We start from the raw sequence: 21,549 nt of genomic DNA on the forward strand, positions 1-21,549 counted from the left end.
ATGAATGGCTGAGCGTGCGAAGTTCCGGTTATTTCCACAAAAACAGGGTTTTTTCCCTTTTGTATGGGCTGTTTATCTGGTTTTGCCCATCCTGAATTTGCGCGGGGAGACTGGAATGAAGCTCATCCTGGGCGGGATTATGATAGCGGTGTTTGCCATCAGCTATCGCCAGCTGTATTGGGTGCGGGGTGGAGTGTTTAATGTTTGGTTATTTATTCAAATGTTAATCATCGTGGTGCTTAGTTTGTTCTATACCCCCTATAATCTGTACATGGGCTTTTTCACCGCAAATTTTATCGCATATTATACGGAGAATAAAGGGTTCAAAATTGCATTTGCTTCTTTTGTGATCATGATCCTTTCGGTGCTGGTCTTAGTGGGTCGTGAGATGGAGTGGGGAAGCGTGATGTTTTTAGCTCCGTTTATTATTATTATGTTGATTAGTCCGTTCGGAGTGAGGTCCATGAATCGGAATCAGAAGCTGGAGAAAGAGCTGGATCAAGCCAATGAGGTGATTAAAGAGCTGGTGAAGCGTGAGGAACGAATGCGAATCGCCCGTGACCTGCATGATACCCTTGGCCATACCTTGTCCTTGATTACGTTAAAGAGCCAACTCGTAGAGAAGCTGGTGACGAAAAATACGGAGCGAGCTCAAGAGGAAGCACGAGAAATTCAGCGCACTTCACGGGCTGCGCTCCGTCAAGTGCGTGAGCTAGTGTCGGAAATGCGTGCGGTCTCAGTAGCAGAGGAACTGGCTGAAGCTGGAGAGATGCTGCGGACGGCAGAGATCGCCTTAGAAGTGGAAGGGGATATCTCTCTGGAGGGGGTATCCGATCTGACGCAAAATATCCTCAGCCTCTGTATCAAAGAAGCAGTGACTAATATCGTAAAGCATAGTAGAGCGGACAAATGCTTCATAGGAGTGGCAAAGCTGGCTGGAGAAGTGCGAATTACCGTTAAGGATAACGGCATTGGTCTACAGCATGGGGAGAGAGGGAATGGTGGGCTTAGCGATGGAAATGGCATGAAGGGAATGGCAGAGCGTCTATCCCTGATTGATGGCTCCCTGTCGCTAAGCTCAGCTGAGGGTCAGGGAGCTACGCTGATCGTTACCATCCCGCTAATCGTAAAAGATGCACAAGGGGGTGAGACTGCATGATAAGCATTGTTATAGCGGAGGACCAACGTCTGCTTCGGGGAGCGATGGCTTCTTTGCTGGATCTTGAAGACGATATCGAAGTAGTCGGAGAAGCTTGTGATGGGGCGGAGGCGTTAGCTTTAATCGACAAGCTTCAGCCAGATGTCTGTCTCATGGACATTGAAATGCCGTTCAAGAGCGGGCTGGAGGTTGCAGAAATATTGCGGAGTAAGGGTTGTCCGACCCGAATTATTATTTTGACCACCTTTGCCCGTCCAGGGTATTTTGAGCGTGGAGTAAAGGCTGGTATTCAAGGGTATTTGTTGAAGGACGAGCCTGTAGATAAGCTAGCTGAATCTATTCGTCGTGTCATGGCTGGACATCGAGAGGTATCTCCTGAGTTAGTCTTCGGCAGTCTGCGGGAGGAGAATCCATTAACAGCACGGGAGCGCGAGATTTTAAAACTGGCTGGAGAAGGGCAAACCGCGAGCGAGATAGCCTTTTCGCTGCATCTGTCTTATGGCACTGTCCGCAATTACATCTCTGAAATACTCAATAAGCTGGAAGTGAAAAGCCGGATTGAGGCGGTACGGCTGGCGGAAGAAAAAGGCTGGATTTGAGGGGAGGAGGGCATTGTTATGCAAATATTTCTGATTCGTCATGGTGATCCGGACTATTCCATAGATGATCTAACGGAATTCGGGCATCAGGAAGCAGCGGCATTGGGAAAACGCATGGGATCTATCGGACTGGATGAATTATATGCTTCACCATTGGGTAGAGCACAGACAACAGCAAGTTATGTGGCCAAAGAGACGGGACTTGTAATTCAGACAGAACCTTGGACTTGTGAATTGGATTGGACAGGGGTTATGTTGGATGGACAAATGGCGCCTATATGGGATAGTCCCGGAGAACATATTAGTGAACTATCGAGTGGAAAAAGAGAATGGTCTGATCAAACAGATCATTGGTTAAAACAAGAGGAATACAGATTGCGGTTTAGCGAACTACAAGCGGCTTCAGATCAATTCTTGCTTCGCCACCACTATAAAAGAGAGGATGGCCTATATCGTATCCTCGAGCCTTCTACCAAGAAGATTGGAGTTGTGTGTCATGGTGGCTTTGGCCTTGCATGGCTAGCCCATTTATTGCAGATTCCTTTAGCCTTGGCTTGGTCCGTATTTTGGCTTGCTCCAAGCTCGGTAACGACGATCTTGTTTGAAGAGCGCAGCGAGCACTATGCAGTTCCCAGATGTATTGGATTGGGAGATGTCTCCCACCTCTATGCTGGGGGTATGAACTATCGCCCAAGGGGATTAATGGGTAATCATGTTTAAGGTGACTGATTAAGAGCGAGCAAGAACATTGTCTATGAAGTGAAAGGCCATCCCGCAGAGGATGGCCTTTTTTAATAATACAAGAAAGTATAAGTTTGGCACGAGACATTATCCTTCTATTTCTCGCATAAGCGCTTACTGTTCTTTAGGGACACCGAAGGCGCTTTTGCTTGCATATAAGAATCATGCCCCTTGCCCAGTTCCTGATTTCCACTTGCTATTGTGCTAACGGAATTAGATGCAGCTATTTGTACATTTTAAGCCTTTTGGAGGAAGTTGCGGACTCGAGAGATCTTATTTTCCATAAATGGAGGGAATATCGTGCTATTTTAGTGATATAAAGTCTCTGAAGTCCGTTAGCATCCCAGAACAGCGAAATAGTTACGAATAAGGGCTGTGGTGTCCAAACGCAATTCTGAATTCTGCTCGCAATTAAGCTACATTTGCTGATAGCAGCAGCTTTTTCATGAAATGGTCTACTAATTTTGGTTTTGAGCCTAAATTATCTGAAATTCCACTCTTCACCGTGGATTTAATTTCACCTGTGAACCTTTGCCGCCTGTCTGTATGCCAGTTTCCTTCGTTCCAACTTCCTTCAAGTCAGTCACTAGTCGTTCCAATACGGCCTTGGAGGCAGCAGCTTCCTTCGCACCGGATGCTTTGACAACTAATTGCACCGGCTTGCCGGAGCGTAGATGCTTCTCGGCCTGACGGAGCTTCGTATCGTAGTCATGCTCTTCAATATGAGCAGTGAAGCGGAGCTCTTTGACCTTCTCCTTGCTGCCGCCCTTTGCAGCTGAGCCACCACTGGCCTTGCGTGCTGAGGCTGCTTCTTTCTGCGCGGCCGCTTTTGCTTTGCCCTTTGCAGTTAGGCTGCAGGGCGGTGGGCTGCTCATTAGCGAGGTGCATACCAGATCAGCTCCCGCTGATCTGGCCATGGCCAGCGCCTCTTCCCGTGAGACGATACCCAGCTTCTCACCCCTAAGTCCTGTAAGAACTACTTCGGATGCTCTGATTTGTTCATTGATTAATACTGCCACTTCTATGAATCCTCCCCTGATAACGATGATAAAGCTATCATATATGGAACTAGCTTGAGGTTCAAATGTGGAGCGTAGGATTAGCATTACTAATCCTCTCAATTTCTTCTTTTATGATTTGTAGGATTAGTTCTTTAGATGATGTTGCTAGATATTCTCGGTTGCGCCGCTGCAATATACCCACTTGAATGAACGGCTCGCTTAGTTCAACATCTATTTTTACGATATCTGTCATTAAAGCTGTCGAATCAAGCACTACCCCCACCCCAGGGTTCTTTCTTACAAAATGAGGAATAGCAGAAATTTGGCTTATGGTGGATAAAGTGGGCTTTGATTCGAATCTCGAAAATTGCTTAGCTAACCGAAGGTAATATAAGCAAGTGCGTCCTCCAGCTATAATTGGATATTCAAGAATTTCTCGAAATGAAATATCGTCTCGTCCGTTTAAAGGATGATTTTCATCTACTATAAAAGCGATTTTCTCGTGATAAAGCGGTTCGAAATAAAAGAAAGACAGGTCGGACGGCTCACCGCAGATGGCGAAATCCAGTTCTCTTTGTAGAACAAGTTGTGAGAGGGAATCAGTGTTACCCTGAATGAAGTTACATGCCATCTTTGGTTTTTGCTCCTGAAACTTTCGCAAGGCGTTCGGTAGGACGGATTCCATCATGGATTCAATGCTTCCGATATGAAGTGTACCAATTTCGTCATGCTGTAAAGCTTTGGTGAGTTCTGTTACATAGTTCCAATGTTGAATAAGGTTATCGATTTCCCCTGCAAAAACTTGCCCGGCACTTGTCAGTTCTACTTCCCAGCCTCTGTGAAAGAGTTGTATGCCCAGTTCTTTTTCAAGTCGTTGAATTTGGTTGGTAATAGTAGACTGTGCATAATTCAACTTCTCTGCAGCGCGTGAGAAAGTGCCTTCTTGAAGAATGGTCTTAAAAGCCATCAGTTCTTTTAGATCCATCGATTGTCACCTCTATCGGTATAATTGATTAAGATTATTATCTTATTCAATTATATAAATCAAAATACTGAGAGTACAATAAAAGAATTCCAAAGAAGGAGTGAATTATAATGCCATTCATTAGAGTCAGTTATCTGGAGCAACAATACGACACTCATCAGCTAGAAGGAATATGCAGAGCGATTATGAGCGCGTTAATTCAGCATTTCCATGTACCGGAGGATGATATGTTTCAGGTTTTTCATGCGCATAAAGCGGGGGAATTTTTTTATAGTAAAGATTATTTAAATATTGAACGAAGCGACGGACTGATATATATCCAAGTTACGCTAAAATCCGGAAGATCAACGGAACAGAAGAAAAGCTTTTACGCGAGGCTAGCCGAGGAATTATCGATGACGCTAAACATCAGAAAAGAAGATATATTCATTGTGCTCGTCGATACGGAATTCGAAGATTGGTCGTTTGGTAACGGTGTTGCTCAAATGCTACAACCTCCGGTTAGGGAGGTGTAATATGGCGCATCAGAAAATCGTCACAAATGTACGGGAATCGTTAGGGGAGTTCGCTCCGGCATTCGTCGACTACTCGGAAAATGTGTTATTTGGGGACTTATGGAGACGTGAGCAATTATCACTTCGGGATCGTAGCATGATTACGATTTCTGCCTTGGTGATGGGGGGCATGACGGAACAACTCCCCTATCATCTGCACTTGGCTTTAGAGAACGGCTTACAACTTGAAGAAATCGTGGAGGCCATCACCCACCTTTCTTTTTATGTAGGTTGGCCGCGAGCCTCTTCAGCTCTAGAAGTTGCAAAGGATGTAATAGGAAAAAATAAATAACGTCTGACTTTTCAATCCCATCCGTAACCTTTAGGAACTTCATTGGCACTTGTATATAATACGGAAGAAGGGAGCGGAGGACAGATGCTTCAGTATATCGAAGAGGCTAAACAAGGAGACCGACAAGCTTTTGAACAGATTGTTAAGCACTTTACACCGATGGCCAATGCAGTTGCGTTCGAAAAGCTGCGTGACTATCAATTAGCGGAAGATGCTGTGCAGGAAGCTTTCACAGAAGCCTTTTTGCATTTGAATAAATTACGAGCAGTAGAGGCATTCCCGGGCTGGTTTAAAGCGATTGTGGTGCGGCAATGTTATCGCATCTTGCGAAGAAAGCAGCATCCTGCATTACCCTACGAGGAAGCTGCGCAAGCGACAGAATCTCCATTTTCTATAGCAGATATTATTGAGAAAAAGGAAACCCAACGGCTGGTTCACGAGTCTATAGCTGCATTAACGTCCAATATGCGGATTGCCGTTCAATTATATTATTTTCAAGGCTACTCACTACAAGAGATTGCTGACTTTCTGGGGACTTCGGTTTCGGTATTGAAGAAGCGACTTTTTGATGCCCGCCGCAAGCTGAAAGGTGCATTGCCTGTGGCAGATGTTCTTTCCGTATTCAACCATTTGTACGAAGGGGGAAAAGCTGTGCTTCACATTGTAAATGGAGATGTAGTGGGAGAGAAGCTGCGGCAAGGAATCGTGAAAGGTGATGTACTAGTGTGGAGAGAGGTATATTCGCATGGGCCGGTATTCTTGGATCCTGCCGATGGAGATAACCGCGCTGTTCGAGCGCAATATTTGGAACAAACGATGGGGATTCCGCAGAGGGAATTTATCGCCAATAGTGAGAGGCAAGAGAAGATTTTAGCTGATTTCCATAAATATGAAGAAGTGGTGTTATGGTTCGAGCATGACCTTTTCGATCAGACGATGCTCAGTTATTTACTCCATTGGTTCTCGAAGCAGAAAATGTTAACCACCAAGCTAAGCTTACTATGCATTGGAGAGTATCCGGGAATAAAGTTATTTCGAGGACTTGGACAACTTTCTATAGAGCAGATGGAAACATTATCAGGCACATGGAAGCTAATCGGAGCCAAAGAATTAGAAGCAGGTCAAGCACTCTGGGAAGCCTATGTATCACCGAATCCAGAATTGCTGCAACAACGATTAACTACAGATACATCGGCTTTACCCTTTGCACATGACGCCTTCCGGGCGCATTTATCGCGCTTTCCTTCTACTACAAACGGACTTGGCATCGTAGAACAAATCACGCTGGAGATGATCCGTGAGGGAATAAAATCACCCTATGAGCTGTTCAAAAATGTGGGTGATAAGCTTAACATCTTAGGAATGGGCGACCTGCAATATTGGCATATCCTAAGAAAGATGGTACAAGGCACGTACCCTTTGCTACAAACCCATGGATGCAATGAGTTCCCTGTTTATAACGATTCAGTAATGCAATTTAAAGACTGTGAGCTTGTATTAACAGAGCTAGGTAAGAGTGTAATAGCTGGAAACGAAGACTGGGTGCAGAAGAATGGCAGCGATGAGTGGTTTGGAGGTGTACATCTGCAAGGATTGACTCCGCGCTGGCGGTGGAATCCGTTGGTCGGTGCGCTTCAGGAGAGAAGTACCGAGGCGTAATTTATTAATCTAAATGTTTGCTACACAAGGCATATTGAGCATAAAAAGACTTCCACTAACTTGGAGATACTCAAACGCTCCAGAGGGGGAAGTCTTTTTTGTTGTATCCATATATTATATGAATAGTAAATATAGTATATATCATCTATTTAAAGGGTGATTGATCTTTGTTGGAGAATATTATCTATAGAATAAATAGTGAAAGTATTCACTTGATGATGCAAAGGGAGGAATATTCGTTATACGATAGGAGGATGATGTATCAATGTCCATACAGAATAAAACAGCAATGATAAGAATTGCAAAAGCAAATTTAAAAGCGGAAAAAACCAAAAATTACTTTGTAGGCAGTGTGATAGCTTTAGCTGCGTTTTTATTAACTGTTGTAATGACCTTTGGTTATAATTCTTTTACTAACCTACAACATGAGTCGAATTTCCAGGCTTTATTCTATAATCTCAATAACAATGAAATCTCACGATTGAAAGAAATAGAGGGAATTAATAAAATCGGACTCTATAAGGAAATAGGCAGAGAGAAAAAAGAAGAACGCTTATTGTCCATTCTCTACACGGATCAAGCCATGATGGATTTATCAAATGCCAATATCGTTCTGGGGAAGTTCCCTACAAAAGAAAATGAAATTGCAATAGAAAAAGACTTTCAGTTATCCGATGATCGAAGCCTGGGGCTTGGCGATTCTATTTCTTTGCAATTTAGAAACAATGCCAGCAAAGAATTTCAAACCAGCCAATTTGTGATTTCTGGAATTCTGCAAACAACCGCATCAGGTAACGAGAATCGAATCGGCTACAATGCTCTGGTATCAAGCGCGTTCGTTGAGGCAGATCCGTTTCTTTCCAAAGAGGATTACTCCGCGGCAATTAGCATCAACAACAGCAGCAGTTATTCCAACGAGGAACTGAAGTCAAAAATCAAAGAAATAGGGCAGCGAATGGGTATCTCTGAGAGAAATATTCAGATCAATAATGTAAATTTGGACAGTAATAATCTGTCAGGAAGCACTGTGATATCCATCCTGTCTATCATGCTGATCATCGCACTGGCTTGTTGGCTAGTTATCTACAATATCTTTTATATTTCAATTACTAAGCGAATTAAACAATACGGACAACTTAGAGCAATCGGTGCAACAAAAAAGCAGATAAAACAGCTAGTTCTATATGAAGGGAAAAATCTTTCAAGAAAATATATCCCTATTGGAGTTATCTTAGGATGTTTAATGAGCTGGATTTTAAGTGGCTTTCACTGGAATGCAGTTCCAAGTTTTTCACTTGCCTTTTTAGCCGGTTTGCTCACCAAAGTAACAGTTAGAGCTTCATTAAACGCACCATCTAAATTCGCATCAAGAATCTCTCCTATAACAGCGATTAGACATGTAGATGCCGATGTTAATACAAAAAAGGAGAAAAGAAACTCGAAAAGACTCACACCATTTTCTTTAGCTGCATTGAACTTATCAAGAAGCAGGAAAAAGACGGTGTTAACTTTGCTGTCTCTTTTTTTAAGCGGAACGCTATTTGTTTCCTTGGGGACATTATTAAACTCGGTCGATCCAATCTCAAAAGCAGAGAAATATTTTCCGAATCATGGTCGGTTTGATATTCAAATTAATAATGAGTTGTATTCTGAAACAACCTCATTAAGTGATCTTCAGACGGAAGGGCAACTATCTACTTCTTTAAAAAATAAAATCCTAGCTATAAATGAAGTTGAGGACGTAATCGAACATCAGTATATTGAAGCTGCTATCGAAGGAATAAAAACGGATGATGGGGCCGCGATAGTCAGTATTGAGAATATCCCTACGTTAAACAACGAAAGATGGAGTAGTCATTTGGCTGAGGGGAAGATCCCAGATGTTGATTCGTCGGATGCATCCTACATTCTCCTTAACAGCGCCAGTAGTGACTTAGATTATTACGGGGCTCATTACGCTGTCGGTGATCATATTTCATTCATAATTGCTAATGATCAGGAGAAGGTTAAACATGATTTTGAGATCATTGGAGATATTACGGATAAGAATTCAGGAACTTCATTTTATCTTCCACCCAAAGTAATGCAAACTGTAGCCCCTTTTAATAGCAATAAGAGCTACGAAGTTATTACTATGGATAAATCGAATGAAGAGTTAATAAAGAGTGAGTTAGAGGGTGTGATTCTCAATGAGGATACACTCAAATTATTGTCTTTTTCCGAAGTTGTGGAATCCAATAGAATTGCTTTTAGAACTATCACTATTTCAGTGTATAGTTTTATGGTTTTTATAGCAGTATTCAGTATGATCAATCTCTTGAACACCATAATCACCACTATTTCTGCAAGAAAAGGGGAGCTAGGCCTTATGCAAGCCATAGGAATGAGCCGAAAACAATTAATGGCTATGTTAACCTATGAAACAGGATTTTTAGTGGTTGGAAGCTTTACGATGGCTCTTTTTACGGGCAATCTAATGGGATACATGATAAGTAAGAGTGCAGGGAATATGGGGGGGCTTTCCTACATTCAATACCAATTCCCTTGGAGTGCTATTTTCCTGTATTTCTTGGTTATTTTACTTGTCCAGACTGGTATGGTTCAGTTTGTTAGACGATCAATATCGAAGCAGAGCATTATAGAGCAATTAAATTAACGATGCGGAAAGTTTAGCTATATTTAATAAATCCCTCGCCTTTATACGGGCCAAACGTGAAAATAAATAGTGAGTAGCAATTAACGTTGAAGGGTGATTTATATGCTGAAACTGCCGGTGTATCATTCCGTAATTTCTTCCCATGCCATAGTACCCGTAATTAATGATCTTTATGAAATCGGGGATGTTTTGGAGTGTAGTTTTTATGAGAACGGACTTAATGATACCTATTTACTAAAGACCTCTATTGATAAATACATTCTTAGGATCTATAAAGCTCATTGGCGAAATAAACATGAGATTGATTTTGAACTGGAGTTATTGAATCACTTAAATAAGAAGAATATCCCTGTATCGGCTCCGGTAATCAGCAGGGAGGGTGGTTACCTAATTGAGCTGGAGGCTCCTGAAGGAATACGTTACGCAGTTCTGTTTACTTTTGCAAAAGGCAATTATTCCGATGAAAAAGCTAGCTGTGAATTATACGGTGAACAAGTGGCTAAGATGCATCTGGCTATGGATGATTTCGAATGTGGGCAGCAAAGATTTACGCTTAATCTAGATCATCTGCTTCAAGAACCGCTTCAATCGATTCGCAAGCCTTTATCCCACAGGCAAGAGGATATCGATTATCTAGAATCTTTGTCGGAAGTATTGGCAAATAGCATAGCTGAAATCTCATCAGAGCTGGATTGGGGGGCATGTCATGGTGATCTTCATGGAGCGAACGTACATTTCTACGAGGATACCCTGACTCATTTCGACTTTGATTGCGGAGGTTTTGGCTGGAGGGCCTATGATGTTTCCGTGTTTCTGTGGTCAAGGGTTAGAGGGAAAGAACGAGAGCATTTTGACAATGAACAATGGACTGTTTTCCTGGATTCATACCAAAAGCATAAAGTATTATCTGAGAACGATTTAAAGGCAATCCCTATATTTGTTGCTATCCGGGAGATATGGTTGATGGGTCTGCACACAGGGAACGCACAGGTTTGGAGTTGTGGGTGGCAAAACGATCATTACTTCAATACTAATCTGCAATTCCTACGTAATTGGTGTGAAGTTCATTCTATCCAATAGACAATACCCAAACAAGAAGCCACTCCATATTTAGGGGTGGCTTTACTTCAGTCATTATTCATAAACGTCTTATGATAAGCGTTACGATATTGGGTGGGCGTCATGTTTTCGTATTTTCGGAAGAGGCGCATGAAATATTTATCGTCGGTGAATCCCGTCTCTGTCGCGATGTCCCTCACGCTTAATGCGGTTCTGGTTAGTAGCTCCTTCGCTTTAGTCACACGTACTGAATGGATATATTCCAATGGCCCCATGGAGGTATGCTGTTTAAATAGCCGAGCTAAATAGTCCTTGTTGTAATTGAATTTATCCGCGATGATGGCCACGGTAAGCGGTTCGCTTGCATGTATCCTTGTCCACTCAGCTATTTTGACGAAGGTGACATCTTGCTGTGCGCGGATCAGCTTACTGGCGAACGGCTGAAGTGCATGCTCAGACAGCTCAATTAAAAGCGAGGTCAGCAAATAATTAACGCTGGAATAGGTTAAATACCCCGAGTTGGCCACATGAAGGATTTGATTCGCCAGAATATGAATCCGGTCACTATGTTCGATTTTTATGATTTGGGGCAGATATAGATCATGTACGGACCATAAGCGCTGTGTGCGCGAAAAGATTTCTTCTGCCTCAGGCTTCATTTCCTCCTCACTCAGTAATAACCCCTCGGTTGTCAGTTCGAAATGAAACCAATAAAACTTAACCCCGGGTCGTGACTCTCTATAGCCGACATGTGTGCGATTAGGCATGAGCAGAAAAGCTTCGTCAGGACCTACTTCAAATTGTTTGTTCTCCTCACTCAAATATACCGTTTCGTTCACCCCAATGATTAGTTCGTAGTTCCCCATAACACGCTCCACATGCTTCCATGGTGTTTCTGAGATAAATTCACCTGCCGCTGTAAAATGAACAGGTACATCTGCATTTATTTTTAAGTAGGTCATGCGGTCCTCCTAGCAATCAATAAGTCGGGTTTGTCCACTATTTGTACGACTGATCTACCGACAAATCAACGTTCCGGTGTTATCTTATGGATACAAATATACACTTGTCATCTAACCCTGACAAGATTGCGAGGGAGCGATTTCATTGAAGACGCAAGCTTTTGATCTACAGAACGTACGAATTGATTCAGGTGCACTTCTCCATGCGATGGAGTTAAATACTGATTATTTACTCAAGCTTGAGGCAGATCGGCTTCTGTCGCGTTTTCGCGAATATGCTGGCTTAGAGCCTAAGGCTGCTCACTACGAGGGCTGGGAATCTCAGGGCATTAGCGGCCATACGTTAGGCCATTATATTTCTGGATGTGCGTTAATGTATGCCTCTACGGGAAATGAAGAGCTGCTACAACGCGTGAATTATGTAGTAGATGAATTAGAGCTATGTCAGGATGCGCATGGCAATGGCTTTATTTCCGGCATTCCTCGTGGCAAGGAGTTATTTGAGGAAGTGAAGGCAGGCGACATTCGCTCACAGGGCTTTGACCTCAACGGAGGTTGGGTGCCGCTTTACACGATGCATAAGCTGTTTGCAGGTCTTCGCGATGCTTATCGATTGGCCGGCAATCAGAAGGCGCTCGTTATTGAAACGAAGCTGGGGCTGTGGCTTGAGGATATTTTTGCAGGGCTGAGTAAAGATCAGATCCAAGAGGTGCTGCGTTGTGAGTTTGGCGGCATGAATGAAGCGCTGACGGATTTGGCAGAGGATTCCGGAGAAGATCGTTTCCTCGCGTTAGCGGAAAGCTTTTATCATGGGGAAGTGCTTAATGATCTGGCCGTAGAAAAAGATACCCTAACTGGAAGACATGCTAATACACAGATTCCAAAAATCATCGGAGCTGCTAGACAATATGAGGTAACTGGGCAGGAGCATTATGCAGGTATTTCCCGCTTCTTCTGGGATCGGGTCGTGAATCATCATTCTTATGTGATCGGTGGCAACAGCTATAATGAGCATTTTGGTGAACCGGATAAGTTAAATGATCGATTGGGTGAAGGTTCCTGTGAGACATGCAACACGTACAACATGCTGAAGCTGACTAAGCATATGTTCCAATGGGATGCGTATGCAGCGTATGCAGATTACTACGAACGTGCGATGTATAATCACATCTTAGCCTCTCAGGAGCCGGTAGATGGCCGGGTATGTTACTTCGTATCTCTCGAGATGGGTGGACATAAATCGTTTAATTCGCAGTTCGAAAGCTTTACGTGTTGTGTAGGTTCGGGAATGGAAAGCCATTCTATGTATGGCTCGGCGATATACTTCCATAGTGCAGATGAGCTTTATGTCAATCAGTACGTACCTTCTACAGTGGCTTGGAAAGAGCAAGGCATTAGCTTGCAGCAAGAGACCAAGTTCCCGGCAGAGGGACAAGGTGTACTGCGGATCAGTGCAGCACAGCCAACGAAATTCACATTAAAGCTAAGATATCCTTACTGGGCTGAGCAAGGGATGAGTGTTAGCGTAAATGGTGAAGATGTTCAAGTAAATGTAGGCAAATCTAACTACTTTACTTTGGATAGAGAGTGGCAGGATGGAGACGTTGTCGAATACGATATTCCGATGTCGGTGAGAATCGAGACGATGCCGGATAATCCGAACCGAGTTGCATTCCTTTACGGGCCACTTGTGCTCGCAGGTGATTTTGGGCCTATAAATGCAGAGGCCAATAGCGATCGCGCCCTTGCTTCCGTATTAATCGGAGATCGGGACACACTGACGGACAACCTCATCCAATCTAATGTGAGCAAAAATGTGTTCCGGATGAAAGGTTTAGGGTATACAGGGGATCATGAGCTTCGTCCGTTCTACCCTATGCATGATCATTGTTATTCCGTGTATTGGGATTTATTTACACCGGAAGAGTGGAAGCTGGCAGAGGCTGAATATCGCGAAGCCGTGGAGAATAACTTGCTGCTTGAGCAGTTAACTGTCGATTCGGTACAACCTGCTGAAATGCAGCCTGAACGCGATCATAATTTCACAGGTGAATTTGTAGGCTTAGGTAAAATCCACAATCGCAAGTATCGGGACAGCTGGATCAATGGCTGGTTCTCCTTCACGATGGAAGTTTTGCCGGATGAGCAAGTGGATCTGGTGGTCACGTATCTGAAGTCGAACGATACTTCGCTGGCATTTGATATTTTGGCGGATGGGGAGCAACTTGGTGTAGGCACTCTTGAGTCTGAGGAGATGAATAAGCTGGAGACGATTCGCTATGAACTCCCGCAGCCGATCACGAGCGGCAAATCAGCAGTTACGATCAAGTTTGCTTCTCATGAAGGACATAAGGTTGGCCAAGTGGCCGGACTACGTATCGTTAAACGGAACTCTTGAATAAAAAGGCTTACAGAATTATAATAGGAACAATTCTTTTAATTGAGGTGAAATGGATGTCTTTCCGTACCGTTACAAGGAACTAGTTATCGGGCTGGGTGAAACGCGTACCAGCTATCAAGGGGGGAATCTACCCTTTTGGTTACAACTAACTAGAGCTTTGAACGGTGCCATAGGCAGCTATTTTTGTAGAGCCAGGCACTTAACCTATTTAACTTAGAGAACCGTTTATTTGTGGATGGTTTTTTACAGTGGGATAGGGGCGCCTGGCTTTTTTGCATTCAATTAAAAGAGGGGATAAATGATATGTTAAAAAAGAGTCTAGCTCATCTAAAGTGGTGGGTATGTGGTTATATTTTATTGGGTTTTGCCATTCAGCTGTTAAGTAGTTTAGGGGTTGTTGTCTTTCAAAAAATATTAGATAAGGCCACGGTAATCAACAGTTTTGGTGAAATATCCACATTAATTATGGTGTATGGGTTTCTGCTAGCTGGGGTGGCGATCCTGAATTATATAGACGAATACCCGAGTGTGTTTTTATCGAACAGCATCACGGAGCGGTTAAAGATTCTTGCACTGTCCAAAATATCAAAAATGGATTATCAAGCGTATCAGGATATGGGAACAGGGCAGATGATTAAGGTGATCGAGAACGGGGCAGCGGCTGGAAACAGCATTATTTTTTCTTTTTTTCTCAAAACATTACATGAGTTGTTACCTACTCTTCTATTCAGTCTAGTCTTTATCAGCTTCTATGATCTAAGGATCATGTTAGTGATTGCAGCTGGCTACGTGGTTGTCTTTCTGATAACAAATCTGTTGTTGAAATTTCTGTATGCCATGAAGGCTGCCATTCTCCAAGAGCAAGAAAAGATGTCCAGATTCTCTATCCGCGGGTTTATGGAATTGGTCGTCTTTAGAACCAACAAGAGATATGAGAAAGAGATCGATAAATTAAGCCAGACTGCACGCACTATCATTCATAAAAATGCTCAGCTAAAAATGATCCATGAAGCTTTTTTTGCTATATTCGAGTTATTTGTCACGATCATTAAAGTTGTTGTCCTGATTTATGGTGTGAAAAGCATTGTCGCAGGCGAGACCTCACTAGGTATTGTGGTCGCATTGTTTATGTTCATCGATAAAATTTATACCCCAATTGCCATCTTTAATGTTTTATTTGTAGATTACAGACTGAATAAAGTGACCTACAGAAGATTCGAGGAATTTATTGCTGCCCCAGAAGATAAGAACTTGGAATCCGGAGAAGCCATCACTGAGCTCCAAGGCAATATTGAGTTTAGGGAGGTGTCCTTTACTTATGGGAATGTGCAGATTCTGAATAACCTGTCATTTTCGCTTACGCGAGGAGCTTCCGTTGCTATTGTCGGATTAAGTGGAGGCGGGAAATCTACGCTGATTAAATTGATTGTGGGGTTATTAAAAAAGGGCGAAGGTGAACTCTTACTGGACGGTAAGGATATCGATGAGATTCGTTTGAATAGCTACTATGATCATATTTCCTATCTATCCCAAGATACGCCGATTTTTGATGCTACGATAAGGGATAATATTGTATTTGATGAGGATACTCTGTCGGATGAAGAGCTATATGAGATTCTGGGAAAAGTTCATTTGCAGGAAAAAGTAAGCCATTTACCGGATCGCTTAGATACTTTGGTGGGCGAAAAAGGTCTCAAATTATCAGGAGGCGAAAGACAGCGATTAGCGTTTGCCAGAGTCATTGCCCAAAAAAGAAATATTCTAATTCTGGATGAGCCCGTGTCAGCGCTTGATAATATCACTGAGCAAAGTCTTATGGAGACGATTTTGAATGAATTTAAGGATAAAACTATCATCATTGTGGCCCACAGGCTTAATTTTATAAAAGACGTTGATAAGATATTGGTAGTGGATCAAGGATCAATTGTTGGGGAAGGGAAGTTTGATGATTTAATAGAACAGTGCGAAGCTTTTAAAGCGTTATGGAATAGAAAAATATCGTTTACAGATTATCGATAAATTGCTAGACTCTTCTAAAAAAAGAGGTGCTATCTATGGCTTGGCCAACACATATTGTAGCGGTGGGTGGAATTGCAATAAATGAAGAGGGAGATATTCTTTTAGTAAAAACACATCATGGTGGCTGGGTATTTCCTGGAGGACAAGTGGAAGTTGGAGAAAACCTAATGGATGCACTAATTCGCGAGATTAAAGAGGAAAGTGGAATAGATGTCGTTGTTTCTCAATTGATTGGCGTGTATTCGAATACAGGTATGCATAAATGGTATGACGGTGAGACGGATGTTCCTACCAAGGTCATGTTAGACTTTATCTGCAAGCCCGTGGGTGGAGAATTAAGTACTTCGGAGGAAACATCTGAAGTGATGTGGGTAGCCAAGGAGAAGGTGCTGGATCTGATTTCTGCAGCGGCTATTCGTACCCGCTATCAAGCTTATTTGGATTTCGACGGAAATACTAGGTACATGGATTATGTAACTGGAGGTGCGTTTGAAGTTAAATTGGATCGGACGGTGTAAAAAAAGAAGCTTTGAGGCTTTCCCGAAAGGGAAGGCCTCTTTTGTTGGGAATGAGCAATCATTCCGCTATATCGTATAAGGATTGTGTCGAATCATCTCAATTAAATTCACTGCGGCTGCTGATAAGGGCTCATTTTTACGTGTACAGATCGCAATGGTATTTTTCAGATGGACGCCTTCTACATATACTCGGCACAATTCTCCACGCTCTACGTATTTGCGTACGACTAATGAAGAAACGAAGTTTGCACCATATCCGGCGATAACGGCTTTGATGGCTTCATGTAGTCCATTAAATTGCAAAGAGATGATAGGAGCGGGTGTGTTGTATGTGCGGCATAAAGATAATAATCGCTCCCGCGTTGAACTCCCTTCTTCACGCATAACGAAGGGTTCCTTCATCATTTCGGATAGAGAAACTTGCTGATTGGCATAACGATGATTGGGTGCGACTACAAACCATAACTCGTCCTGAAATAACTCCTCTGTCTGGATTGTATCTGGATAAGCCTCGGCGATTCCTCCATAAATAGCTATATCCACATCTACATTTAACAGCTGCTTGAGGGCATCACTTGAGTTGGTAGTGGTGATCATCATCTCCACTTGTTCATATTGCTGCTTAAACTTTGCAATCCAGGTAGGAATGAGAAAGTGAGCAGGCAAATACGTTGCGGCTAGACGGATACTTCCGTTACTGCCGTTAACATAATCTTGAGCGAATTGCTCAATTTGTTGTTCTACGGCGAACAGTCGCTTGGCGAGTAGAGTAAGCTCTTCCCCTGCATCCGTTAAAGCAATTCCTCTGCCTTGAGGTTTAAATAGGGCAAAGGACAGTTCCTTTTCGAACTTCTTAATCTGCGCAGTGATGGCAGGCTGACTTATATTTAAAATTTCTGAAGCGCGTGTCACACTGCCTGCCGATGCGATTACATGGAATAAGCGTAAGGCATGTAGGTTCATGGTTAAACTCCCATTCTTCGATTCATATATTAAATATATAAATTAAATATAAAGATATATTATATTTATGATTATAACTGATTTACAATACAGATATAAAGATGAACTTGGAAAGATGAGATTAGGGAAAGGAATAATGGAGAGGAGGTTTGGAACTGTAGGAGCGTAGCGATCGCCTTTGTCTCCGGATTTCAACCATGAACAGTGTTTAAATTGAAGAAATCTGGAGACAACAGCGACCGGAAGTCCAAACACTCCTCGTAGTTACGAACGATCCCTAAATGTGGAATTTATAAGTTCATCTAAACCAAAATCAATACTAAAGGAGAAGTGATAAATATGTATCAAACGACTACTTGGGATAAAGTCGATCAGTATATTACAGAGCGCCTGATTCCACAGGACGTTGTGTTGGAAGAAGTGTTGGTCACCAATCAACAGGCAGGGTTGCCGCCCTTTGATGTTTCGCCTAGTCAGGGGAAATTCCTCAATCTACTGGTGCAAATGAAAGGTGCACGCCGGATTTTGGAGATTGGCACCTTGGGCGGGTACAGTACGATTTGGATGGCAAGAGCCCTGCCGTCTGACGGACAGATAGTTACCTTGGAGCTGGATCCCATTCATGCGCAGGTAGCTAAAGCTAATCTTTCGCTTGCCGAGGTGGATCATCTGGTAGAGCTTCGTGTAGGGGATGCATTAGAGCAACTGTCTCAGATGAAACAAGAGGGCGTTGAACCCTTCGACTTTATTTTTATAGATGCCGATAAACCGAATAATCCTAACTATTTAAAGTGGGCGCTGCAATTCTCCCAGCCCGGAACGGTGATCCTTGGAGATAATGTGATTCGTGAAGGCGAGGTCATTAATGAGAATAGCGAAGACGCTCGTGTAGTAGGCGTACGGGAATTTTATGATCTGTTGGCTGAAGAGTCTAGAATTTCGGCTACTGCCATTCAGACGGTGGGAAGCAAAGGTTATGATGGATTTGTATTGGGGATTGTGAATAGCTGAGGGATTCGACAGATCCTCTGAGCGTTACGGACCCCGTTGGCGTTATTTGCGAATTTTTAGCCTATAGAGCAGGGTTTCGGACTCCAGTGACGCTATTACTTAGAAAGAGGTTCATCTGTGTCCGATAGATGCCGGTGCCTCCTACCTGTAAATGATATCAAATCAAACAAAGGTGTCCCTAAGCCATGATGGCTTTTGGAACACCTTTGTTATTTTAAAGCGCCTCTTTAATTACCTTTTTGTAATAGAAGACGGACAATATTGCAAAGATCGAATACAAAGCAGTGTATAACAGCATCACCAGAATCATCGGTGTCCAAAGCTCTGTGCCGAATAAGAACCAGCCGGATTTAACGGCGAAGTAGCTGTGAAGCAGACCTATGACTAATGGAATACCGAAGTTGAACAATTGCTTCATCTGTATACCTCTGAGCAAATCACCTTGCGTGAACCCAAGCTTTCTCAGAATGGTGTAGTTAGGTTTTTCATTTTCACTTTCATCCATTTGTTTAAAGTATAGAATACATCCGGAGGTAATCAAGAAGGTTAACCCCAGAAAAGCAACGATAAACATAATGAGTCCCATATTTTGTTTTTGACCTTTTATCGACTCTAATTGAGAGTCTTGTTTGTTTTTCTCATCAAATTTCAAGGTCTTAAAAAGTTCATTTGCCTGTTCAACGCTTGCCCGGACTTTCATATCAATCCCGATATTAAGGGAGGATCCCCTTTGAAGGGCAGGATCTAAATCCTTCTTTAAGCGCTTAAAGATCGATTCGTCTACAACCGCAACCGGTAAGCCACCACCTGTGTAATACCCTGAAATGGGACTTTCGATATCTAATCTTTTATAATCCTGTGGAAAAACCTCATGTAACCCTTTGAGTTCAATCGCACCTTTATCTTTCATAGTAACAAAATTATCCAGTGCACTGCTTGATTTCGTAAAATAAGCTTTATCTGGAGTTAGATCAACGTCTTCAAGTGCATTTTCACTTATGATCGCCAGGGTCATAATATTTGAAAACATATTGTCTCCGTCCGGTTTTTTAACAAGAATCTCTTCAACATCTACATCGACCTGAAGGACTTGGGTCCTTCTTTCTGTAAATACTAAATCATTTGCCGTTAGGATCTTTGTAAATTGTTCAGCCTCTTGGGCATTCGTGAATACAAAATCCGTTGGGACATATTGCTTGGAAGTTTTCTCAGCAGAGTAAAAGGAAATGTAGCTAAGGGATAATAAACCCAGGGCTAGTGCCGATACCGTTGTAATGATGGTTAATAATACGGCATTGGATTTCATGCGAAACATAATGGAGGAAAGAGATAGAACCTCTCTAATGTTCAGATAGCCGTTTTTCCGCTTACGAATGATATGAAAAATAAAACTTACCGAGCCTTTATAAAATAGATAGGTCCCAATAATGACGGATCCCAAAATAGTAATCATGGATATAGCCAATTGATTCATTGAGGTTACGTCGTCGGTAAGTAATTTAGAGGAGAGCACATAGCCCAGTAGGATTAGGCCAATTCCGACAATCCCTATGATCATTTCAAAGAAGGATAACTTTTTCACTGTACCTTCTGTTGTTGAGGTCACCCGGAACAAGGATAAGATACTTTGTCTTTTAATAAATCCATAATTCATCAGCATGATCAAAAGATAAATCACACAGAATACGATCAATGTCTGAATCAAAGCTTCGATAGAGAAATGAAGGGAGGCTATAGCATCGACCCCCATTATTTTAAATAAGATCATGAGGATCAATTTTGAGATAGAAAAGCCTACTAATATCCCCAGGATCAAGGAACCGAAATATAGGATAAAGTTCTCTGCCGAAAGAATGCGGAAAATTTTATTTTTGGTCATTCCAATTAACTGAAATAAGCCAATTTCTTTGCCGCGTCGTTTGATAAAGATCGTATTAGCATACAACAGGAAAATAGAGACAATTACGACTAGTAAAACCGAGGCAGCCGTGATGGCTGCGCCCCCTTTGATAGAGCTTTCCAGCTCATCCATCGAGGGATCATATTGCAAGGTGACAAAGGCGAAATATAAGGCCACACTAAAAACTAGCGCAAACACGTATAGGTAGTAATTTCGGATGTTTTTTCGCAGATTTCGAATCATTAATACATTAATGCTCATTCTGCACACCGCCTAATACACCCTGTGTTTTTATAATGTCGTTGAAGAAAACTTGTCTTGATTGTTCTCCTTTATTTAGTTGCGTATAGATTTTTCCATCTTTTATAAAAATAACTCTACTGCAATAACTGGCAGCCACTGGATCATGTGTAACCATAACGATAGTTGCTTTTCGTTTTTGATTGAGTTCACTTAGCTTATTTAATAAATCAGAAGCGGATTTAGAATCCAGCGCCCCGGTAGGCTCATCTGCAAAAATAATACTTGGATCATGAATGAAGGCACGAGCTGCTGAGGTACGTTGTTTTTGACCGCCAGAGATTTCATTGGGGTACTTATTTTTTAATTCCAAAATCCCCAATTCCTTTGCGAGACTTTCGAATTTCTGATTGGCGGCTTTCTTGGGTGTATTGGTAATGGATAGTGGCAGCAGGATGTTCTCCTTTACCGTCAGCGTGTCCAAGAGATTATATTCTTGAAATATAAAACCTAAATGATTCTTGCGAAATTCAGCAAGCTGCTTCTCTTTCATATTGGAGATTTCATTGCCCTCGATGGTAATAGATCCGTTACTGATTTTGTCGATCGACGAGAGTACGTTGAGTAGGGTGGTTTTACCTGAACCGGAAGGCCCCATGATGCCAACGAATTCGCCTTCTTCTATACGAATATCGAGTCCGCTTAACACGGATTGTTTGTTTAATTTATTGCCATAGCTTTTATGAATTTTAGTAGCTTCTAGAATTGCCATAATGATTCACTCCTTCGTTTCTTCTTGTATAGCTTTATTATAAAAAAGTTTATTGTTC

General features: G+C 42.3%; 18 protein-coding genes. 12 read left to right on the top strand and 6 right to left on the bottom strand.

Going from position 1 to position 21,549, the window contains the following annotated elements; genetic code table 11:
* The first annotated feature begins 4 nt into the window (after positions 1 to 4).
* Genes MHI15_RS28955 through MHI15_RS28965 form a run of 3 tightly spaced genes read left to right on the top strand, consistent with a single transcriptional unit; the run spans position 5 to position 2,478 of the window.
* On the top strand, positions 5 to 1,159 hold the full coding sequence (locus MHI15_RS28955; RefSeq protein ID WP_076124630.1) for a sensor histidine kinase: 1,155 nt from the start codon (positions 5 to 7) through the stop codon (positions 1,157 to 1,159).
* On the top strand, positions 1,156 to 1,758 hold the full coding sequence (locus tag MHI15_RS28960; RefSeq protein ID WP_036682756.1) for a response regulator transcription factor: 603 nt from the start codon (positions 1,156 to 1,158) through the stop codon (positions 1,756 to 1,758). The genes MHI15_RS28955 and MHI15_RS28960 overlap by 4 nt, the downstream gene beginning before the upstream one ends.
* 18 nt (positions 1,759 to 1,776) lie before the next feature.
* Positions 1,777 to 2,478, top strand: a complete 702-nt coding sequence (locus MHI15_RS28965; protein ID WP_076124628.1) for a histidine phosphatase family protein — start codon at positions 1,777 to 1,779, stop codon at positions 2,476 to 2,478.
* Positions 2,479 to 2,999: 521 nt separating this feature from the next.
* Here the strand turns inward: MHI15_RS28965 and infC are convergent.
* Together infC and MHI15_RS28975 are read right to left on the bottom strand one after the other, a co-directional pair.
* The gene (gene infC, locus MHI15_RS28970; protein WP_076124627.1) at positions 3,000 to 3,518 is read right to left on the bottom strand and encodes a translation initiation factor IF-3; all 519 of its coding nucleotides are present in this window, start codon (positions 3,516 to 3,518) and stop codon (positions 3,000 to 3,002) included.
* 61 nt (positions 3,519 to 3,579) lie between these two features.
* Positions 3,580 to 4,485 (bottom strand): LysR family transcriptional regulator, encoded by a 906-nt coding sequence (locus MHI15_RS28975; protein ID WP_076124625.1) that lies wholly within the window; start codon positions 4,483 to 4,485, stop codon positions 3,580 to 3,582.
* A gap of 110 nt (positions 4,486 to 4,595) precedes the next feature.
* On the opposite strand from MHI15_RS28975, the gene MHI15_RS28980 reads away from it, so the two are divergent.
* From MHI15_RS28980 to MHI15_RS29000, 5 genes are all read left to right on the top strand, one after another.
* Positions 4,596 to 5,000 (top strand): tautomerase family protein, encoded by a 405-nt coding sequence (locus tag MHI15_RS28980; RefSeq protein ID WP_076124624.1) that lies wholly within the window; start codon positions 4,596 to 4,598, stop codon positions 4,998 to 5,000.
* 1 nt (position 5,001) lies between these two features.
* Positions 5,002 to 5,331 carry a carboxymuconolactone decarboxylase family protein gene (locus MHI15_RS28985; protein WP_076124622.1) on the top strand — a complete coding sequence of 110 codons (330 nt, stop codon included), beginning with the start codon at positions 5,002 to 5,004 and terminating at the stop codon, positions 5,329 to 5,331.
* Positions 5,332 to 5,415: 84 nt separating this feature from the next.
* On the top strand, positions 5,416 to 6,990 hold the full coding sequence (locus MHI15_RS28990) for a sigma-70 family RNA polymerase sigma factor (RefSeq protein WP_076124753.1): 1,575 nt from the start codon (positions 5,416 to 5,418) through the stop codon (positions 6,988 to 6,990).
* 265 nt (positions 6,991 to 7,255) lie between these two features.
* Positions 7,256 to 9,646 (top strand): ABC transporter permease, encoded by a 2,391-nt coding sequence (locus tag MHI15_RS28995; protein ID WP_341165191.1) that lies wholly within the window; start codon positions 7,256 to 7,258, stop codon positions 9,644 to 9,646.
* 102 nt (positions 9,647 to 9,748) lie between these two features.
* On the top strand, positions 9,749 to 10,726 hold the full coding sequence (locus MHI15_RS29000; RefSeq protein WP_076282338.1) for a phosphotransferase: 978 nt from the start codon (positions 9,749 to 9,751) through the stop codon (positions 10,724 to 10,726).
* A 47-nt stretch (positions 10,727 to 10,773) separates the two neighbouring features.
* On the opposite strand, the gene MHI15_RS29005 is transcribed toward MHI15_RS29000, so the two are convergent.
* Positions 10,774 to 11,667, bottom strand: a complete 894-nt coding sequence (locus MHI15_RS29005) for an AraC family transcriptional regulator (RefSeq protein WP_076124617.1) — start codon at positions 11,665 to 11,667, stop codon at positions 10,774 to 10,776.
* Between the two features lie 145 nt (positions 11,668 to 11,812).
* On the opposite strand from MHI15_RS29005, the gene MHI15_RS29010 reads away from it, so the two are divergent.
* The 3 genes from MHI15_RS29010 (at position 11,813) to MHI15_RS29020 (ending at position 16,605) form a co-directional block, all read left to right on the top strand.
* On the top strand, positions 11,813 to 14,065 hold the full coding sequence (locus MHI15_RS29010) for a beta-L-arabinofuranosidase domain-containing protein (RefSeq protein WP_341165192.1): 2,253 nt from the start codon (positions 11,813 to 11,815) through the stop codon (positions 14,063 to 14,065).
* 306 nt (positions 14,066 to 14,371) lie between these two features.
* Complete coding sequence (locus MHI15_RS29015) at positions 14,372 to 16,087, top strand: ABC transporter ATP-binding protein (protein ID WP_341165193.1); 1,716 nt, start codon at positions 14,372 to 14,374, stop codon at positions 16,085 to 16,087.
* A 35-nt stretch (positions 16,088 to 16,122) separates the two neighbouring features.
* Entirely contained in the window at positions 16,123 to 16,605 is a 483-nt protein-coding gene (locus MHI15_RS29020) for an NUDIX hydrolase (protein WP_076101239.1), read from the top strand.
* Between the two features lie 66 nt (positions 16,606 to 16,671).
* Here MHI15_RS29020 and MHI15_RS29025 read toward each other — a convergent pair whose 3' ends face one another.
* Positions 16,672 to 17,568 carry a LysR family transcriptional regulator gene (locus tag MHI15_RS29025; protein ID WP_339170920.1) on the bottom strand — a complete coding sequence of 299 codons (897 nt, stop codon included), beginning with the start codon at positions 17,566 to 17,568 and terminating at the stop codon, positions 16,672 to 16,674.
* 339 nt (positions 17,569 to 17,907) lie between these two features.
* Between MHI15_RS29025 and MHI15_RS29030 the strand changes: the two genes are divergently transcribed.
* On the top strand, positions 17,908 to 18,579 hold the full coding sequence (locus MHI15_RS29030) for an O-methyltransferase (protein WP_076124611.1): 672 nt from the start codon (positions 17,908 to 17,910) through the stop codon (positions 18,577 to 18,579).
* Positions 18,580 to 18,793: 214 nt separating this feature from the next.
* Here the strand turns inward: MHI15_RS29030 and MHI15_RS29035 are convergent, their stop codons facing one another.
* Both MHI15_RS29035 and MHI15_RS29040 read right to left on the bottom strand, forming a co-directional pair.
* Positions 18,794 to 20,740 carry an FtsX-like permease family protein gene (locus MHI15_RS29035; RefSeq protein WP_076124609.1) on the bottom strand — a complete coding sequence of 649 codons (1,947 nt, stop codon included), beginning with the start codon at positions 20,738 to 20,740 and terminating at the stop codon, positions 18,794 to 18,796.
* On the bottom strand, positions 20,730 to 21,491 hold the full coding sequence (locus MHI15_RS29040; protein WP_038568421.1) for an ABC transporter ATP-binding protein: 762 nt from the start codon (positions 21,489 to 21,491) through the stop codon (positions 20,730 to 20,732). The genes MHI15_RS29035 and MHI15_RS29040 overlap by 11 nt, the downstream gene beginning before the upstream one ends.
* Positions 21,492 to 21,549 lie beyond the last annotated feature (58 nt).

The sequence above is a fragment of the Paenibacillus sp. FSL H7-0918 genome (assembly GCF_038007025.1).
Taxonomy (GTDB): domain Bacteria; phylum Bacillota; class Bacilli; order Paenibacillales; family Paenibacillaceae; genus Paenibacillus_AQ; species Paenibacillus_AQ odorifer.

What these genes read in the sequence shown, in the direction of transcription:
- MHI15_RS28975 (WP_076124625.1), bottom strand. Translation starts at nt 4,485, where the DNA reads ATGGATCTAAAAGAACTGATGGCTTTTAAGACCATTCTTCAAGAAGGC.
- MHI15_RS28990 (WP_076124753.1), top strand. Translation starts at nt 5,416, where the DNA reads ATGCTTCAGTATATCGAAGAGGCTAAACAAGGAGACCGACAAGCTTTT.
- MHI15_RS29020 (WP_076101239.1), top strand. Translation starts at nt 16,123, where the DNA reads ATGGCTTGGCCAACACATATTGTAGCGGTGGGTGGAATTGCAATAAAT.
- MHI15_RS28980 (WP_076124624.1), top strand. Translation starts at nt 4,596, where the DNA reads ATGCCATTCATTAGAGTCAGTTATCTGGAGCAACAATACGACACTCAT.
- MHI15_RS29025 (WP_339170920.1), bottom strand. Translation starts at nt 17,568, where the DNA reads ATGAACCTACATGCCTTACGCTTATTCCATGTAATCGCATCGGCAGGC.
- MHI15_RS28960 (WP_036682756.1), top strand. Translation starts at nt 1,156, where the DNA reads ATGATAAGCATTGTTATAGCGGAGGACCAACGTCTGCTTCGGGGAGCG.
- MHI15_RS29030 (WP_076124611.1), top strand. Translation starts at nt 17,908, where the DNA reads ATGTATCAAACGACTACTTGGGATAAAGTCGATCAGTATATTACAGAG.
- MHI15_RS28965 (WP_076124628.1), top strand. Translation starts at nt 1,777, where the DNA reads ATGCAAATATTTCTGATTCGTCATGGTGATCCGGACTATTCCATAGAT.
- MHI15_RS29035 (WP_076124609.1), bottom strand. Translation starts at nt 20,740, where the DNA reads ATGAGCATTAATGTATTAATGATTCGAAATCTGCGAAAAAACATCCGA.
- MHI15_RS28985 (WP_076124622.1), top strand. Translation starts at nt 5,002, where the DNA reads ATGGCGCATCAGAAAATCGTCACAAATGTACGGGAATCGTTAGGGGAG.
- MHI15_RS29015 (WP_341165193.1), top strand. Translation starts at nt 14,372, where the DNA reads ATGTTAAAAAAGAGTCTAGCTCATCTAAAGTGGTGGGTATGTGGTTAT.
- MHI15_RS29005 (WP_076124617.1), bottom strand. Translation starts at nt 11,667, where the DNA reads ATGACCTACTTAAAAATAAATGCAGATGTACCTGTTCATTTTACAGCG.
- MHI15_RS29040 (WP_038568421.1), bottom strand. Translation starts at nt 21,491, where the DNA reads ATGGCAATTCTAGAAGCTACTAAAATTCATAAAAGCTATGGCAATAAA.
- MHI15_RS29000 (WP_076282338.1), top strand. Translation starts at nt 9,749, where the DNA reads ATGCTGAAACTGCCGGTGTATCATTCCGTAATTTCTTCCCATGCCATA.
- MHI15_RS28995 (WP_341165191.1), top strand. Translation starts at nt 7,256, where the DNA reads ATGTCCATACAGAATAAAACAGCAATGATAAGAATTGCAAAAGCAAAT.
- MHI15_RS28955 (WP_076124630.1), top strand. Translation starts at nt 5, where the DNA reads ATGGCTGAGCGTGCGAAGTTCCGGTTATTTCCACAAAAACAGGGTTTT.